Here is a 15,559-nt window from a genome sequence, read left to right as displayed (position 1 = left end):
ACTGGCGATCGTCTTTATTCCATTTCACCCTACAATAGTTTCAAAATCAAGCCATCCAATTTTGGAATTCAACTATTTTATCTACTTTTGTGCTGTTATGATTAAGTAATCCACATATACGAAGCTTCAATCCTGAAGCCATTGAAACGATTCAATGCATGCCATTATTCTAAATGGTAGATGCTTTGCAATATCAAGTTTCAATACAATCAATTTTTATTTAAGAACTGATACGGTTTGGTCTATAAGCATATGTCTTATGGTGTCTATCCGTATGGAAAAAACTACAAAATGAAACTCGTAGATATTCATAACAAAACGATTAAGCCAGCACTATACGAAAAAGGAAATTCAGTTATGTGGACTGACACCCATATTTCGAAACAGCTGCTTCATGTCCATTTGAACGCGGAGCTCGACCTTGGCAGTAGAAAAACAAAAACGATAATTAGTACCGTAGATTGGGTGCTCGAGAATACCGATAAGGAACAGCTTTCTATTCTCGATTTGGGTTGTGGACCAGGACTATATTCTGAACTACTTGCAAAGAAAGGGCACAAAGTGACAGGTGTCGATTTCTCGGAGAACTCAATAAATTATGCACGAAATGAGGCTGAAAAGAAGCTGCTCGACATTACTTATTTGAAAGAGAATTACCTAAATCTGAGACTGGAAGAAAATAGCTTCGATTTGGTTATTTTGATTTTTACTGATTTCGGACCTCTATTGCCTAAAGAAAGAGAACAACTACTAGGCGTGATTAAAAAGGTGCTTAAGCCTGGAGGTGTTTTTATTTTCGATGTACTCAACGATAGGAATATTCACAATAAAATAAGCCCTAAGAATTGGGAAGTTTCTAAAGGAGGCTTTTGGGATAGCAAACCTTATATGGCCCTTTCCGAATCTTTTGTTTACGATGAGGCCAAGGTGATTCTTTATCAGCACCTGGTGCTCGATGAGGAAGACACGCTTAAGGTTTATCGTTTTTGGACTCGCTTCTTCTCACACGATGACCTAAGAAACATACTTGAAGTAAATGGCTTCGATGAGCTTAGCTTTCACGAGAATGTACTTCCTGAAGGTGACCTTTGGAATGGTGATAATGTAACCTTTTGCAAGGCTACTAATAATAAATAAGCCCAAGGCATAAACAATAAAAACGCCTCCCAAACAATGGTTTGGGAGGTTTTTTTATGCCCAAGTCATACGCTGACGATAAGCAAACTGTAATTGTTATCTCATGACTAAATTCTTGGCATTCCTTTTTTAAGCCCCTTTAGGGGTTTGGGGTTTTAAAGTCTCACCTTCAGAGGAGATACAGAGGGATGTTTATTGAAAAATTGGTCATATTCTGACTATAGGAAAGCCGTAAATGTCAGGCTATGACTAGAATTTTAGCAGTCCTTTTTTAAGCCCCTTTAGGGGTTTGGGGTTGTAAAGTCTCCCCTTCAGGGGAGATACAGAGGGATGTTTATTGAAAAATTGGTCATATTCTGACTATAGGAAAGCTGTAAATGTCAGGTTATGACTAATTATTAGCAGACCTCCGCTGGTGTGCAATTAGCTTCGCTGATCACCACTTCGTTTCGGTAGTATCGCGATCCATTCTCTTTCCAAAACAGCCACACCTTAAAATGATTCTACGGACAAAGATAACAGGCAGTATTTACAGTACTAAGCTAAGTTTAGTGCTGTAGTTTTTGTGAAAATTTTCGGATCATTTTTTACAATCGAACTTTGAAAATATCATCTTAATATGTGTACATTGTAGTAACAATTGGGCAATGAAACACAGGTTAATAACAAGAACAAATGATACAAAAAAAAGGATGAAATTTTAAAGAGCATAAATTATTTTAATGGGCTGAAATAATTTACTCAAGTCAGTATTCACCGCCCCAAAAATGAGATCAGTAAAAACCAACGACGATTCATTCGGTCGTACCCATAGCTAGTATTCCAAATAAAAGAACAATGAAAATAGGAGAAATTGATAATATCGAACTTAAATTCCTTGATGTTAAAGATTATCAAGAATTGAAAGAAACCATGATTCTTTCCTACAGCACCATGCCCGATGACTATTGGAAGGAAAGTCAAATTGAATCTTTAATTAATAAATTTAGTGAAGGACAGGTTGTTATTAAAATTAATGGCATGCTTGCGGGTTGTGCGCTGTCTATTATTGTTGATTACGACGATTTTTCAGAGAATCATACCTACTCCGAAATCACAAAAAATTACACTTTTGATTCGCACAATAACGATGGAGATGTTCTTTACGGAATAGATGTATTTATAAAACCTGAATTTAGAGGCTTAAGGTTAGGTAGAAGATTGTACGACTACAGAAAAGAGCTATGCGAAAAATTAAATTTAAGAGGCATTGCATTTGGCGGAAGAATACCAAACTATCATAAATTTAAAGATGAACTAAGCCCTAAGGAATACATCGATAAGGTGAAAAGGAAAGAAATTAACGACCCAGTTCTTAATTTTCAAATTTCAAATGATTTTCATCCCGCTAAAATTTTAAAAGATTATTTGATAGGAGATGAGGCTTCAAGTGAATTTGCAGTTTTGTTGGAGTGGGATAATATCTATTATCAAAAACCATCTAAAAAAGCAGCTACAAAGAAAAAAGTAGTTCGAATTGGACTTATTCAGTGGCAAATGCGGCCCTACAATAAACTAGAAGATCTTCTTCAGCAAGTAGAATATTTTGTTGATGCCGTTTCTGGATACCGTTCCGATTTTGCCTTGTTTCCCGAATTTTTTAATGCTCCACTAATGGCCGAAAACAATCACTTGCCCGAGCCCGAAGCAATAAGAGAATTGGCGAAATACACTGAGCAAATTGTAAACAGATTCTCCGAACTATCCATTTCGTATAACATCAATATTATATCGGGTAGTATGCCCGAAATAAAAGATGAAGTATTGTACAATGTTGGCTATTTGTGCAAGAGAGATGGAACGGTCGAAAGATATGAGAAGTTACATGTAACACCCGACGAAGCAAAAGTTTGGGGAATGCAAGGTGGAACTGACTTACGAGCATTTGATACCGATTGTGGGAAGGTTGGCATCTTAATTTGTTACGATGTAGAGTTTCCAGAGTTAAGCAGAATATTAGCCGACGAAGGAATGGATATTTTATTCGTTCCCTTTTTAACAGATACACAAAACGGTTATTCGAGAATACGAAACTGTGCTCAGGCAAGAGCGATCGAAAATGAATGTTATGTTGCAATAGCCGGAAGTGTTGGAAACCTGCCAAATGTGCACAATATGGACATTCAATTTGCCCAATCGATGGTATTTACGCCTTGCGATTTTTCCTTTCCTACAAATGGAATTAAAGCTGAAGCAACGCCAAATACCGAAATGATTCTAATTGCCGATGTAGATATTGATTTGCTAAGAGAGTTGAACCGATTTGGGAGTGTTAGAAACCTTAACGATAGGCGTAAAGATATTTTTGAATTAAAGAAAAAGCGATAGCAAACAGATGCCCTCATTTGCTACTGCACCATCACATTCCATTACCCAACAAGTCCCCCTCTCAAGGGGGATTTTTACTGAAAAATTGGTCATATTCTGACTATAGGAAAGCCGTAAATGTCAGGCTATGACTAGTTCTTGGTAGTACCTTTTTTAAGCCCCTTCAGGGGTTTGGGGTTTTAAAGTCTCCCTTCAGGGGAGATACAGAGGGGTGTTTATTGAAAAATTGGTCATATTCTGACTATAGGAAAGCTGTAAATGTCAGGCTATGACGAGTTCTTGGTAGTACCTTTTTTAAGCCCCTTCAGGGGTTTGGGGTTTTAAAAGTCTCCCCTTTTTAGGGGAGATATAGAGGGGTGTTAAGCGGCCATAAATATCATACACTAACTAAACTCTTAGCAGTCCTTTTTTAAGCCCCTTCAGGGGTTTGGGGTTTTAAAAGTCTCCCCTTTTTAGGGGAGATACAGAGGGGTGTTAAGCGGCCATAAATATCATACACTAACTAAATTCTTAGCAGCTCCTTTTTAAGCCCCTTTAGGGGTTTGGGGTTTTTAAAATCCCTCTTTCAAGGTGGAATCAGGGGGATTTTTATTGAAAAATTGGTCATATTCTGACTATAGGAAAGCCGTAAATGTCAGCTTATGACTAATTCTTAGCAGATCTCCGCTGGTGCGCGATTAGCTTCACTGATCTCCACTTCGTTTCGGTAGTATCGCGTTCCATTGTTTAGATAAAAATAAGATCTTCAAGGAAAAAGAATCCTCCCAAACCACAGTTTGGGAGGATTTGTTTTGAGCACAAGTGTTCCAAAAATAGCAAGTCCTTAAAATATATTTTATGTATAAGGCAAGTTGGCAGATTTGACAGTAGGAAGGATAAGTTATTATATCTAGTTTTAAATCATAAATAACAATCACCTAACATTTTAAATAAGTAAGAAATGAAAAAACAATTATTTGTAATTGCGGCCATGCTAATACTTGCTTTTAGCGCTTGTAGTAAGGATTCAGAAGAAGTAAAATCAGAACAAGACTTATATACAGTTAACTTTAAAAGCTCATTTACATCTTCTTTTAAGAGTGCAGACCTAAGTGCAGATCTACCAACTTTTTTAGATTACGTGTTGTTTAATGCGGAAGGAAAATATGTGAAAGAATTAAAGTTCTTAGCATCGGAACAAGTTGTAGATGAACTTTCTGCAGGCGATTACATTTTGAAAATACTTGGCAATAGTAGTAGTTATAGTTGGGAAACCAACGACTACATATGGGGTGATCAATATTTAAATAGTTTCTATTTTAGTGATCACGAACCTTCTAAAAGTGTTTTTGGAGGAACCTTGAATTTTACGGTTAATGAAAATGCAACTTTTGATCTTACTTTGAATAGATTAACATCGCAAGTACAAGTTTACATTAAAGATTTACCATCCAATGCAGGTAAAATTGAAATGACGCTATATGATGCTAGCTATGGTCTATACCTAGAGAATTACACACCTTCTAGCCCTTCAGATAGTAGGGTAGTTTCTACAGATTGGACTGAAACGAGTGACGAAGTAAAATATCACCTTCACTTTTCGATGTTTGATACCGAAGCTGAGTTTACTCATGAAGGGCTTATAAAAGTGTTTGATAAATCAGGACAATTAATTTCTTCAAAAGAAGTACATGATATTAAAACAACTAGAAATAAAATAACATATATCGAAGGAAATATTATGCCAGCAGATCCTGGTACGAATACTGGTTTTACCATTACATACAATAGTAATTGGGGAGAAACAATTAACGTACAATTTGAGTAATTAGATTTAATTAATAAATAATGGCAAGAATATTACCAGTGAAAATCAATAAAAAACCAATGAATAAGACAATAATTGCAATAGCATTTTTATTGATATCTCTAAACAGTTTTTCGCAGAAAGAAGATGTTTACAAAAAGTGGTTTTCTGCAGAACAATTGGACTGCAAAGGTACAACTCAAAGCGTGAGTTCTAATTTGAAGTGGTCAATTGAGTTCAAAAACAACCAAACAGCCGAAATCATATTGAATAATGGTAAAGTAGTTAATACTCAAAATTTCAGAATTGATGGTGATTGTATAAAACTTGATTTTAGGGAATTTATTATAGAAAAACTATACAAAGATTCATTAGTTCTTACAGAAGAAAATGCTAGCTCCTGCAATAAGTATGTTATGATTTCAGGTGCTTTAAAAGCATTGCATCAAAAGGAAAAATTTGCGATAAGTAATTCAGATACTCTTTATTATCCAGAATTTGGGAATGCTCCAATATTGAAGGGTTTTAACGATTACACTACTTTTTTTATAAAAGAGTTTGCAAGAAAAATGCAAGGTTCAAGTAAAGCATGTCAAATTACATATCGATTCATCATAACAAAGAATGGAGAAATAAAAAGGCCTAATGTACATGCTAGTATTGATAAAAAGTACGAAAAGTTTCTTCTCAAGATTTTAGATAGAACTAAAAACAAATGGACTCCAATGTACTTATTTAATAAACCCGTAAATACGATAGTAAAATTTAAGTTTAAGTATCAAAAAGGATAAAAAGAATTACGGTAAACAATAGTAACGCAACCATTTAATTATTTATACATCATTGGTATATATAATGTTAAATTACCGATCTATGTATAAAGTTTTATTAGCTGCGCTGTTAGTAATGTCAGTCATTTTTACTTCCTGTGATAAAGAAGACGATTTTGAAGTAGTTAAAATGCGAATAAATCATTACCAACAACCCGTAAACAATCAAGAATTTTACCAGGGCTTGTCGTACGAGGTTCATGAAGGCGATAAGATTGGAGAGGATAAATGGTATGGTTTTCTCAATAAAATTTCCGGATTTGAATATGAACTAGGATATATTTATGACATTGAAGTTCTGGTGAAAGAGGTGAAAAACCCAATGGTGGATGGGGCAAGTGCTGAATATTCTTTGCTTAAACTTATTTCAAAATCCAAAGTACCTGAAGAAACAAACTTTGAAATTACTTTATCGATTAGTTACTCTAATGGATTTGAGTCTTTAGTAAGCAAGAATGAATTTTCTAAATACACGCTTATGGGTAAAACAGAAATTGAATGCGGAGATCTATATGATGCATTAGAAGAGAATATCAATAACAAAATTGGAATGGTTGGGACCTTTCAACATATCAACAGTAATACAATCCAATTATTGGAACTTAAAGCACAGGAAGAATAAACATCTACTTCGCTTCATAGCACCATACAATCCACCTAAGTACTCACTTTCGTGGATTTTTTATTTACATCCGTTGGTGTGCGATCGCATCGCTTTCCTTTTTAAGCCCCTTCAGGGGTTTGGGGTTGTAAAGTCTCCCTTCAGGGGAGATACAGAGGGGTGTTTATTGAAAAATTGGTCATATTCTGACTATAGGAAAGCCGTAAATGTCAGTTTATGACTAACTCTTAGCAGTCCTTTTTTAAGCCCCTTCAGGGGTTTGGGGTTTTAAAAGTCTCCCCTTTTTAGGGGAGATACAGAGGGGTGTTTATTGAAAAATTGGTCATATTCTGACTATAAGCAAGCTGTAAATGTCAGGCTATGACTAGAATTTTAGCAGCTCCTTTTTAAGCCCCTTTAGGGGTTTGGGGTTTTTAAAATCCCCCTTTCAAGGGGGATACAGGGGCATGTCTTGTCTCGAAAATACAAGTTAGCGCACAAAAATATCTTTTATGTGAATTAAAAACTGGACAGCTTTGACAGTATACTATCAAATTATATTTAATACTTTCGTAAGAATTTTAACGTGTATTCACAAATTACACTGATAATAGGAGCCATTTTTGGGTTCATTTTTTTCGATGATGACTTAGCTGTAATCTCTTATATGATTGCCAATAAAAAATGATTAAATATGAAAAAAGGATTTTATCTAATTGCTTGTGCCATTTTGCTTATTGCCTGCGATAAATCGGATAATGAAGTGAGTAACAGACCACTCTTAAAAGAAAAGTTTAACGGCAAATATGAATTGATCTCTTCTGTTGCAGATAAAGCAGTCGATTTAAATAACGATGGTATTGCTTCAAAAAATCTTTTCTCAGAAAATTCTACCATGTATTTTTCAGAAATAGTAATTCAAATTCCTCAAGAAGAGGACCTTAGTTTAAAAGAAAATGAGTTTTGCTTCACGGAACTTTGGCCTACAGGGAACGATCACCGACAAAACTATAAGGAGGTTATCACAACTTATAAAACTCCGGTTGATAATCCATTTTATGATCTGAAATGCAATATAAGAATTGGTCATTTTCAAGACGATCTAAAATTTTGTACCCTAAATAACGATGTTGATGAATATTGGGAGAAGATGCCAGCAGACTTTAAATTAGTTGAATTTGGAGAGGATGAAACCATCGAAATAACAGTTCTTAGAAACTTATTTACCAAGAATGGTTGGGTAACTACAGAAATCAAATCCTTATATAAAAGATACACTATTATTACCTGAGATAAACAGCTCAAGATCTAGTAACTCCGCTGATGCGCGATTAGCTTCACTGATCTCCACTTCGTTTCGGTAGTATCGCGTTCCATTGTTTAGATAAAAATAAGATCTTCAAGCAAAAAGAATCCTCCCAAACCGCAGTTTGGGAGGATTTTTAATGTAAATGATTTAGATTTTTTGCCCTATATAGAAAGCATAACCATAATAAGCCTTGTATTTGTTGTACAATTGCTGCTCATGCCTCTGATTGGCTATAAAACCTTCTGCAGCCCTATTGCCAGCATGCTTGGCTAAAAACGCCTCCTGTGCAGCCACCTGCGGTGCATAAAAATCATCAATCCAGCAGTTATCCGGCAAAATAAAAGAAGCCACAGGTTTGTAGCCGGCCTTTTGCATTTGAGCGACTTTATTTGGAATCGTATCTATCTCCGGATAAGCATCCATCCAAAAGTCTTCTATTTCCTTAGGTCTCTCTTGTGTGAACCATGAAGCTTCTGAAACAGCAATATAGCCACCTGTTTTTAGAAACTTTCGCCACTCATTTAGGCCACGTTCAAAACCGATATTATAGATAGCTCCTTCCGACCAAATGAGGTCTAGCTCTTCATCCTTAAAGTGCAGGTCGTCCATTGAACCAACGATCCCCTTTACTCTGTCTTGAAGATTTGCTTGACGAGAATTTCTGTTGAAAAGTTCGATAAATTTGGGAAACAAGTCGATACCTGTAACAGTTCCCGGCGAATGTTGTGCTAGCACTCGGGTTTGCCCGCCTGTACCGCAACCAAGATCCACAATGCGCGAATCCTTGTTCAAATTATCGACAAAACTTAAAGCTTTACGCGTTATTTCAGGACTACCGGGCCCTTGTCGTTCTACGCTTGCGTAGTATTCGCAGATTAGATTGATATCGAATTCGTGAATTGAAGTATTTTCTTTACTCATGATGTTAAAATTTGGTGTTCGAAATCAGGGTATAAGCTCATTGATTCGCTTTATACCAAGTTTCAAATTATTACTAATGTATAGACGTGAAACGAGCTATTGAAAATCTTTCCAAACAAAAGGGAATGACTAATTGTGCGAGTTCCATGCAACAAATAAAAATCAGATAATAATGCATGCAAATAAGTCTGACAAGAATATGTCTGACTTATACCAGGGGATAAGCTTGGTAGAACACCACAGCTTATTTACTTCACCAAATCCTTCTTAATTTTTAACATCAATTGTTTTTAGACAACGCAATAATAAGAAAATTTTGATTAGAGTGCAAGTGCTCTTTAGGCTTGCTATTACCAACTAAAACACATGCCTTTTAAATATGTTTTATGTATAAAGTAAGAAATTTGATTTATGTAGATACTTTCTATTTAATATTGTTCATGTTATTTTACAGGTGATGTAATTATTGTTTACTTTTTATTATGCTTAATTTTATCTACTTAATTAGATTTCTGAAGTTTAATTAAAATAAGAATAATAAAACATAAAAAATTAAATAATAATAAATGATGAATATTATTGTATTACAAGGATTATCAAACTCAGGTAAATCAACAACAATTGGATTAGTTTACGAATTATTATTATCCGATGGAGGAATATCTACGAATAGACAACCTCTTGGAGGCGATCCTAAAGATTTCTCAGATATAGTTATTAATTATAAGAACTTGAAAATTGGATTTTTTTCGATGGGAGATAATTCAAATGCGCTTTCAATAGCAATGGATGAATACAATAGCATAAATTGTGATCTTTTTATATGCTCATTAAGTACTGCAACCAAAAAAATTAGAGCCAATAAGAAAATTGATAAATTTAGTTCTAAAAGAATAGATAAAACACTCGCGAATAATATTGTAACTGAAAGTCAGGCAAACAAAAATGATGCAGATCTGATATTCAATATTATCTAAATAATGTTGGTTGCTTCACGTAATATAAACGAAAATATCTCAATGGATATTGAAATCCTTTTTTTTTGATTTTAATAGAGTCGTAAGAAAAAATTGAATAATTAAGTTTCTAAAATTATTAATCTATAATATATGTTTATTTCAAAAGTATCACTAGTTAATTATAGAAACTTTGCAAATGCAAGTTTTAAGTTTAATGAAGGAATTAATACAATAATTGGCGAAAATGGATCAGGAAAAACAAATCTTTTTAGAGCCATACGTCTCTTATTAGAAGATACTTCTTATTCACATGCATATAGATTAAATAAAGATGATTTTAATAGAAACCTTAACCGTGTTAATCCTGATGGTTGGAAAGGTCATTGGATTATTATTAGTTTAGAGTTCAGTGATATTTCAGATGATGAAGCTATCCAATCATTATTTATTCATAGAACTGGAGATATTCCAGATGGGGATAGTTTCAAATGTGCAACATACAATCTTTATTTCAGACCAAAACCAGAAATTAGACTTCAACTTTCAGAATTGAATGAAGGAGATAAAGAAGGGTTAAATTCTATTTTAGCAAATCTTACCATAGAAGAACACTATGAAACATTCTTTACTGGCAAGAGTATAGTAGATTTTAATGATCCAACAGTCTATGATGAACTCGTAGGAGATTTTGAGAATGTTAAGTTTTCATTCGATTACGATCAATCTAAATATGGAGTTAGAATTCCGCATCAATTATCAGTTTCTAAAGAAGTTTCTTTCACTTTCATCAAAGCATTAAGAGATGTAGTTTCTGACTTCCACGATAATAGGAAAAATCCACTATTACAATTATTAAAGAATAAATCTGGCGAAATTAAGAAAGCAGATTTTGATCCTATAAGTACGCTCGTTGATACTTTGAATAGTAGTATTGAAAAATTGCCTGATGTGCAGAATATAAGGAATGATATTGCTAATACCATTAATGATGCTGTTGGTGAGACTTATGCTCCATCTTCCCTTTCTATTAAGTCAAATCTTTCCAATGAAGCAGAGAGATTACTCCAATCGTTGAAGTTATTTATAGGAGAACCTGATGAGTCTTATGAGGGTGATATACATGAGTTAAGTTTAGGTGGGGCAAATTTAATTTTCCTGACACTTAAATTGTTAGAGTATAAATATCGTAAATCTAAAGAGACTTTTGCAAACTTCTTATTAATTGAAGAGCCAGAAGCACATATTCACACACATATTCAAAAAACGCTCTTTGATAATATTAAATATGAAGACACTCAAATAATTTATTCTACTCATTCAACTCATATCTCAGAAGTCTGTAATGTTGAGAATATGAATATCCTTGCTAAGAAGAAAGATTGTGCTGAAGTGTATCAACCATCTAATGGATTATCCGATGCCGCTGTAACAAAATTAGAAAGATATTTAGATGCCGTCAGAACAAATTTATTATTTGCAAAAGGGGTAATGTTAGTTGAAGGAGATGCTGAAGAAATTCTAATACCGATTCTAATTCGTGAAGTTCTTGGAATCAGTTTAGATGAGTTAGGGATTAGCTTAATTAATATTCGAAGTACTGGTTTTGAGAATGTTGCCCAGTTATTTCATGATGACAGAGTGAGAAGAAAGTGTGCAATCCTAACTGATTTAGATGCGGCAATTTGTGACACGACCCCAAATGCATCTGATGGTAAAAAGGAAGAAAAGTATAAAACTAAAGTAAGAAACTCCGATAAGAAAGGAGCACAGCGAAAACAATCATTAGACCTATACATTAAAGATAATGAATGGTTGAATGTATTTTATGCAGATCATACTTTTGAGGTTGATTTCATTAAAGCAGGTAATGCACATGAAGTTGGAGAAGTTATTCCATCAGTATATGAAAAACCATCGATCATTACTTTAGCTAACCAAGAGATTAATTCTAAAAATGTATCTCTGTACGGTAAAAGAGTATTAACAATGGCTAATCAAGAAGGGAAAGGTTGGTTTGCTATAATACTTGGTGAACATGTTACTGATGAAACTTACATACCGAACTATATATTAGAAGCTTTAAAGTTTATTAATCCAGATCTCTCTAAGAATTTAATTATTCGATTTGTTACATATCGCTTGGATCAAGTTATAGAATTAGATGATTATGACTTTAATAAGTTGTATGAAGCATTTAGTAACGGAAAAATAGAACTTCAAGAGCTTCTTAAAACTATAGCAGAAGAGATAGAACTTGAAGAGTTTCTAGAGGATCATGTATTAACTTTTTTAATGAGTTTATAGCCTATGTTTGTTTGGAAGAAAGACGATCTGAATAGAGAGCAGGAAGACGCTATATTTGAAGAAGATAGTGTATTTCTAGTGGCTTGCCCAGGAAGTGGTAAAACAAGAACACTCACTTATAAGATTGCCTATGAGTTGTCTAGGATAGAATCTAAGAAACAATTTATAGTTGCTATCACGTATACAAATACTGCAGCTGATGAAATAAAAGAACGAGTTGAATTATTAGGAGTAGATATAAAGCAGTTATGGATAGGTACTATACATGCCTTTTGTTTGGATTGGATAATTAAACCTTATGGTCTTTATCATGATCGCTTAAAGACAGGATACTCTATAATTGATCCCTTCGAATCAGAAAAAATTCTAACAGAACTATGTGAACCATATAAAAGTTTGAAGGTAAGTTATTATGACTGTGACTATATCGCCATGCCTTCAGGATGTAAAATGCTTTCTGAAGATGGTAGTAAAACGCCATATATTAAAAAAGTACTAATAGAGTATGGAAGAATTCTACGTGAAAATCGACAAATTGATTTTGAGCTAATTTTGCATTATACCAACCAACTAATTCTGAAGAAACCACTTATTTCAGTGATACTTTCAAACCTCTTTAAGTTTATTCTTATTGATGAGTATCAGGATACCAAAGAAATTCAATATCATATTATTTCAAGTGTTTTAAAATCCGGTAGAGGTAAAACAAAAGCATTAATTGTAGGTGATCCAAATCAATCAATTTATGAAACAATGGGAGGATATCCTATTGTAAAAGAGGATTTAGAGGAATTGATTGGTTACAAATTGAGAAAGTATAATCTATCTTCAAATTATAGATCATCATCAAAGATTATTGAATACTTCGATTACTATAAAACATCAGACAATGATATCATAGCTGGAGGGAAAAATCATGATTATAATAGTATTATAACTTATAATAATGCAATTGATGAATCTAATCTTGAGGATGAAATTGTTGACTTAATTAGATACAATATTAATGAATGCAAAATATCTCCTAATGAAATTTGTGTAGCAGCCCCCCAATGGTACCCGCTTGCTAAAATAACAAGAAATTTAATAACGAAGTTACCAGAGTATAGTTTTAATGGTCCTGGAATGGCTCCATTTGCACGTAATTTAGATAATTTTTGGTATAAGGTGGGTCGAATTGCTTTAACTGAACCCGATCCAAGAATATATATTAGACGTTTAAGGTGGAGTGCTGAACTAATTGAAGAATTGTTTGATTTGGGAGTCGATGTGAATAAAATCACGAACAAAAACTTTCTCAGGTTTTGTAATTCGCTAGAGATTAACAAGGAAAGTGGTTTAGAATATTTAGAAGTTTTCTTTTTTAATGTAAGTGTTTATTTCAGTTTTGAGATAAAGAGTATCCAAAGATTAAACGATGATTATAATGCATTTTTTGAAGGAGCTACATCTCGAATTAAGAGAGCTAAAGAAGAGAATAATAATACCACAACCGAAAGTCTAGATAATTTTAAGAAGGTGTTTAAACCTCGCGAGGGCATAAAAGTTACTACGATCCATGGTACGAAAGGAGAAGAGTATGATACAGTAATTGGATTTGGATTAGTAAATGATTGGGTTCCACACTTTACTGATGATAATGGAGACGCAAATTCCTCTAAAATGCTTTATGTTCTTAGTTCTAGAGCTAGGAAAAATTTGCATTTATTTTCTGAGAGAGGCAGATCTGTGCATAGAAAATATGCGCCAGAAGGTAAGCCTCCAACTCCTTGTTTGGGAGAATATGATTTTGAATATGATGACGTAGTGACAACAAGTGGATAATATAATTAGAGGGTTTTAATATATCAAAATTCATTCATTGTAGAATGTGGAATATTGATAAGGAAATTACCCTGCTAGCGCGAGCTTGTAGCTAGTGTTCTGCGCATGCAGGTTATAAGCCAATCTAAAACCGCCCCAAACGCCCACACGTTTGGGGCGGCTTTGTTTTTATATATCCCGTATGTTTACTGGTGCTTATTAGTGTTAAACAAGAAAAATCATAAATAATATTATTAAAAGACTTATTGTTAATAATATTATTCTTAAATTCATGATTCAATTTAAAATAATGTTGAGAGGTGGGAGTTGTAAGGCGAAGGAAATGAGCTGTAAGCGGAAGGGATAGGATTGCAGCCCGAAGGAGCGGAAATGTAAGCAGAAGAAACGGACTTGCAGGCTGAAGGAACAGAGATGCAGGCAGAAGGAAGTGAAATGTAGAGGGAAGGAACGGAGATGTAAGCAGAAGGAACGGACATGCAGAGGGAAGGAGTGGAGATGAAAAGAGAATCAAAAAACAAGTATATACTTTAAAATCAAAAACTCAATTCTTATGGTAACAAAATTCAAATCTTCCGAGTCAACAACATTAGAAGACTACCGCATCGCATTAGACAATGCAGAAGCCCAACCCGTAATTTCATTTGTAATGACCGAATTGGGTTACGATTCGGAAGAATTGGCAAAAGGCAAAAGATTATTGGCCACAACCCGCCAAGCCTACGATGCAAACAAAACCGAAGACGATGAAACCAGCGAGGCCTATGCCGATTTCTCTCACAAAAGAGCTTTACTCGACGATGTTTTTACCATGCACCGTAAAAAAGCCAAGGTGGTATTTCGCAACGATCTGTTAACTGCCGATAAATTGGGCCTTAGCAATGCAAAACCTCGTAGCTACGTCAAATGGATCGAAGCAGCTAAAAATTTCTACAACCTTGCCTTAGCCGATACCGAAATTCAAGCCAAATTAGGCCGCCTAAAACTAACAGCTAAAGATTTAAAGGGTGCCAGCAAGTTAATCAGCGAAATAGAAACAGCACGTTCACTTTACTTACAAGAAAAAGGGGAGTCGCAAGAGGCAACCCAAATAAAAGACGAAGCCTTTTACCAAATCGACGATTGGATGAGTGAATTTTTTGCCGTTGCCAAAATCGCTTTGGAAGACAAACCACAATTGTTAGAATCATTAGGCAAAATCGTTAGAAACTAAAAGCCTACCGCAGCTAGAATAAGAAAACTACTACACTTACATACAACCAACTCAAACCCCTTTGGAATTATCCCAAAGGGGTTTTTAATTCTCAAGTCATATTCTGACGATAAGCAAGCCGCAAATGTCAGGCTATGACTAAAATCTTGGCAGTCCTTTTTTAAGCCCCTTTAGGGGCTTGGGGTTTTTAAGTCCCCCTTCCAAGGGGGATACAGGGGGATGTAATCCATTCTTTTATCCTGTAAATGTGATGTAGGATTCTGTATGTATTGTTTTAAAAACACTCCCCTTAGTCCCCTCTCAAGAGGGGA

The 15,559-nt window shown here is 34.5% G+C and carries 11 protein-coding genes; 10 read left to right on the top strand and 1 reads right to left on the bottom strand.

Annotated features, from left to right (window positions below; genetic code table 11):
- Positions 1–291 precede the first annotated feature (291 nt).
- From L3049_RS17520 to L3049_RS17495, 6 genes are all read left to right on the top strand, one after another.
- Positions 292–1,137: a class I SAM-dependent methyltransferase gene (locus tag L3049_RS17520; protein WP_275111122.1), complete on the top strand. Its 846-nt coding sequence runs from the start codon at positions 292–294 to the stop codon at positions 1,135–1,137.
- Between the two features lie 837 nt (positions 1,138–1,974).
- Positions 1,975–3,504 carry a bifunctional GNAT family N-acetyltransferase/carbon-nitrogen hydrolase family protein gene (locus L3049_RS17515; protein ID WP_275111121.1) on the top strand — a complete coding sequence of 510 codons (1,530 nt, stop codon included), beginning with the start codon at positions 1,975–1,977 and terminating at the stop codon, positions 3,502–3,504.
- A gap of 940 nt (positions 3,505–4,444) precedes the next feature.
- Positions 4,445–5,311 (top strand): hypothetical protein, encoded by an 867-nt coding sequence (locus tag L3049_RS17510; protein ID WP_275111120.1) that lies wholly within the window; start codon positions 4,445–4,447, stop codon positions 5,309–5,311.
- Between the two features lie 20 nt (positions 5,312–5,331).
- The gene (locus tag L3049_RS17505) at positions 5,332–6,081 is read left to right on the top strand and encodes a hypothetical protein (RefSeq protein ID WP_275111119.1); all 750 of its coding nucleotides are present in this window, start codon (positions 5,332–5,334) and stop codon (positions 6,079–6,081) included.
- Positions 6,082–6,163: 82 nt separating this feature from the next.
- Positions 6,164–6,742: a DUF4377 domain-containing protein gene (locus tag L3049_RS17500; RefSeq protein WP_275111118.1), complete on the top strand. Its 579-nt coding sequence runs from the start codon at positions 6,164–6,166 to the stop codon at positions 6,740–6,742.
- Positions 6,743–7,415: 673 nt separating this feature from the next.
- Positions 7,416–8,012, top strand: a complete 597-nt coding sequence (locus L3049_RS17495; RefSeq protein ID WP_275111117.1) for a hypothetical protein — start codon at positions 7,416–7,418, stop codon at positions 8,010–8,012.
- A gap of 165 nt (positions 8,013–8,177) precedes the next feature.
- Here L3049_RS17495 and L3049_RS17490 read toward each other — a convergent pair whose 3' ends face one another.
- A complete protein-coding gene (locus L3049_RS17490; RefSeq protein WP_275111116.1) occupies positions 8,178–8,951 on the bottom strand; it encodes a class I SAM-dependent methyltransferase in 774 nt (257 codons plus the stop codon).
- Between the two features lie 566 nt (positions 8,952–9,517).
- Here L3049_RS17490 and L3049_RS17485 point away from each other — a divergent pair.
- The 4 genes from L3049_RS17485 to L3049_RS17470 all read left to right on the top strand — a co-directional run bounded on the left by L3049_RS17485 (position 9,518) and on the right by L3049_RS17470 (position 15,248).
- Positions 9,518–9,928 carry a hypothetical protein gene (locus L3049_RS17485; RefSeq protein WP_275111115.1) on the top strand — a complete coding sequence of 137 codons (411 nt, stop codon included), beginning with the start codon at positions 9,518–9,520 and terminating at the stop codon, positions 9,926–9,928.
- A 132-nt stretch (positions 9,929–10,060) separates the two neighbouring features.
- Positions 10,061–12,214 carry an ATP-dependent nuclease gene (locus L3049_RS17480; protein ID WP_275111114.1) on the top strand — a complete coding sequence of 718 codons (2,154 nt, stop codon included), beginning with the start codon at positions 10,061–10,063 and terminating at the stop codon, positions 12,212–12,214.
- A 3-nt stretch (positions 12,215–12,217) separates the two neighbouring features.
- Positions 12,218–14,038: a UvrD-helicase domain-containing protein gene (locus L3049_RS17475; protein WP_275111113.1), complete on the top strand. Its 1,821-nt coding sequence runs from the start codon at positions 12,218–12,220 to the stop codon at positions 14,036–14,038.
- 550 nt (positions 14,039–14,588) lie between these two features.
- Positions 14,589–15,248 carry a PQLLE family protein gene (locus L3049_RS17470; RefSeq protein ID WP_275111112.1) on the top strand — a complete coding sequence of 220 codons (660 nt, stop codon included), beginning with the start codon at positions 14,589–14,591 and terminating at the stop codon, positions 15,246–15,248.
- Positions 15,249–15,559: the final 311 nt, after the last annotated feature.

Origin of the sequence: Labilibaculum sp. DW002, from assembly GCF_029029525.1 — a bacterium.
Taxonomy (GTDB): Bacteria; Bacteroidota; Bacteroidia; order Bacteroidales; family Marinifilaceae; genus Paralabilibaculum; species Paralabilibaculum antarcticum.
The sequence above is the reverse complement of the archived record's forward strand: the minus strand, read 5'-3'. Positions and strand labels throughout refer to the sequence as shown.

Excerpts from the sequence above, each read along its gene's own strand:
- L3049_RS17520 (WP_275111122.1), top strand. The coding sequence starts at position 292 with ATGAAACTCGTAGATATTCATAACAAAACGATTAAGCCAGCACTATAC.
- L3049_RS17515 (WP_275111121.1), top strand. The coding sequence starts at position 1,975 with ATGAAAATAGGAGAAATTGATAATATCGAACTTAAATTCCTTGATGTT.
- L3049_RS17510 (WP_275111120.1), top strand. The coding sequence starts at position 4,445 with ATGAAAAAACAATTATTTGTAATTGCGGCCATGCTAATACTTGCTTTT.
- L3049_RS17505 (WP_275111119.1), top strand. The coding sequence starts at position 5,332 with ATGGCAAGAATATTACCAGTGAAAATCAATAAAAAACCAATGAATAAG.
- L3049_RS17500 (WP_275111118.1), top strand. The coding sequence starts at position 6,164 with ATGTATAAAGTTTTATTAGCTGCGCTGTTAGTAATGTCAGTCATTTTT.
- L3049_RS17495 (WP_275111117.1), top strand. The coding sequence starts at position 7,416 with ATGAAAAAAGGATTTTATCTAATTGCTTGTGCCATTTTGCTTATTGCC.
- L3049_RS17490 (WP_275111116.1), bottom strand. The coding sequence starts at position 8,951 with ATGAGTAAAGAAAATACTTCAATTCACGAATTCGATATCAATCTAATC.
- L3049_RS17485 (WP_275111115.1), top strand. The coding sequence starts at position 9,518 with ATGATGAATATTATTGTATTACAAGGATTATCAAACTCAGGTAAATCA.
- L3049_RS17480 (WP_275111114.1), top strand. The coding sequence starts at position 10,061 with ATGTTTATTTCAAAAGTATCACTAGTTAATTATAGAAACTTTGCAAAT.
- L3049_RS17475 (WP_275111113.1), top strand. The coding sequence starts at position 12,218 with ATGTTTGTTTGGAAGAAAGACGATCTGAATAGAGAGCAGGAAGACGCT.
- L3049_RS17470 (WP_275111112.1), top strand. The coding sequence starts at position 14,589 with ATGGTAACAAAATTCAAATCTTCCGAGTCAACAACATTAGAAGACTAC.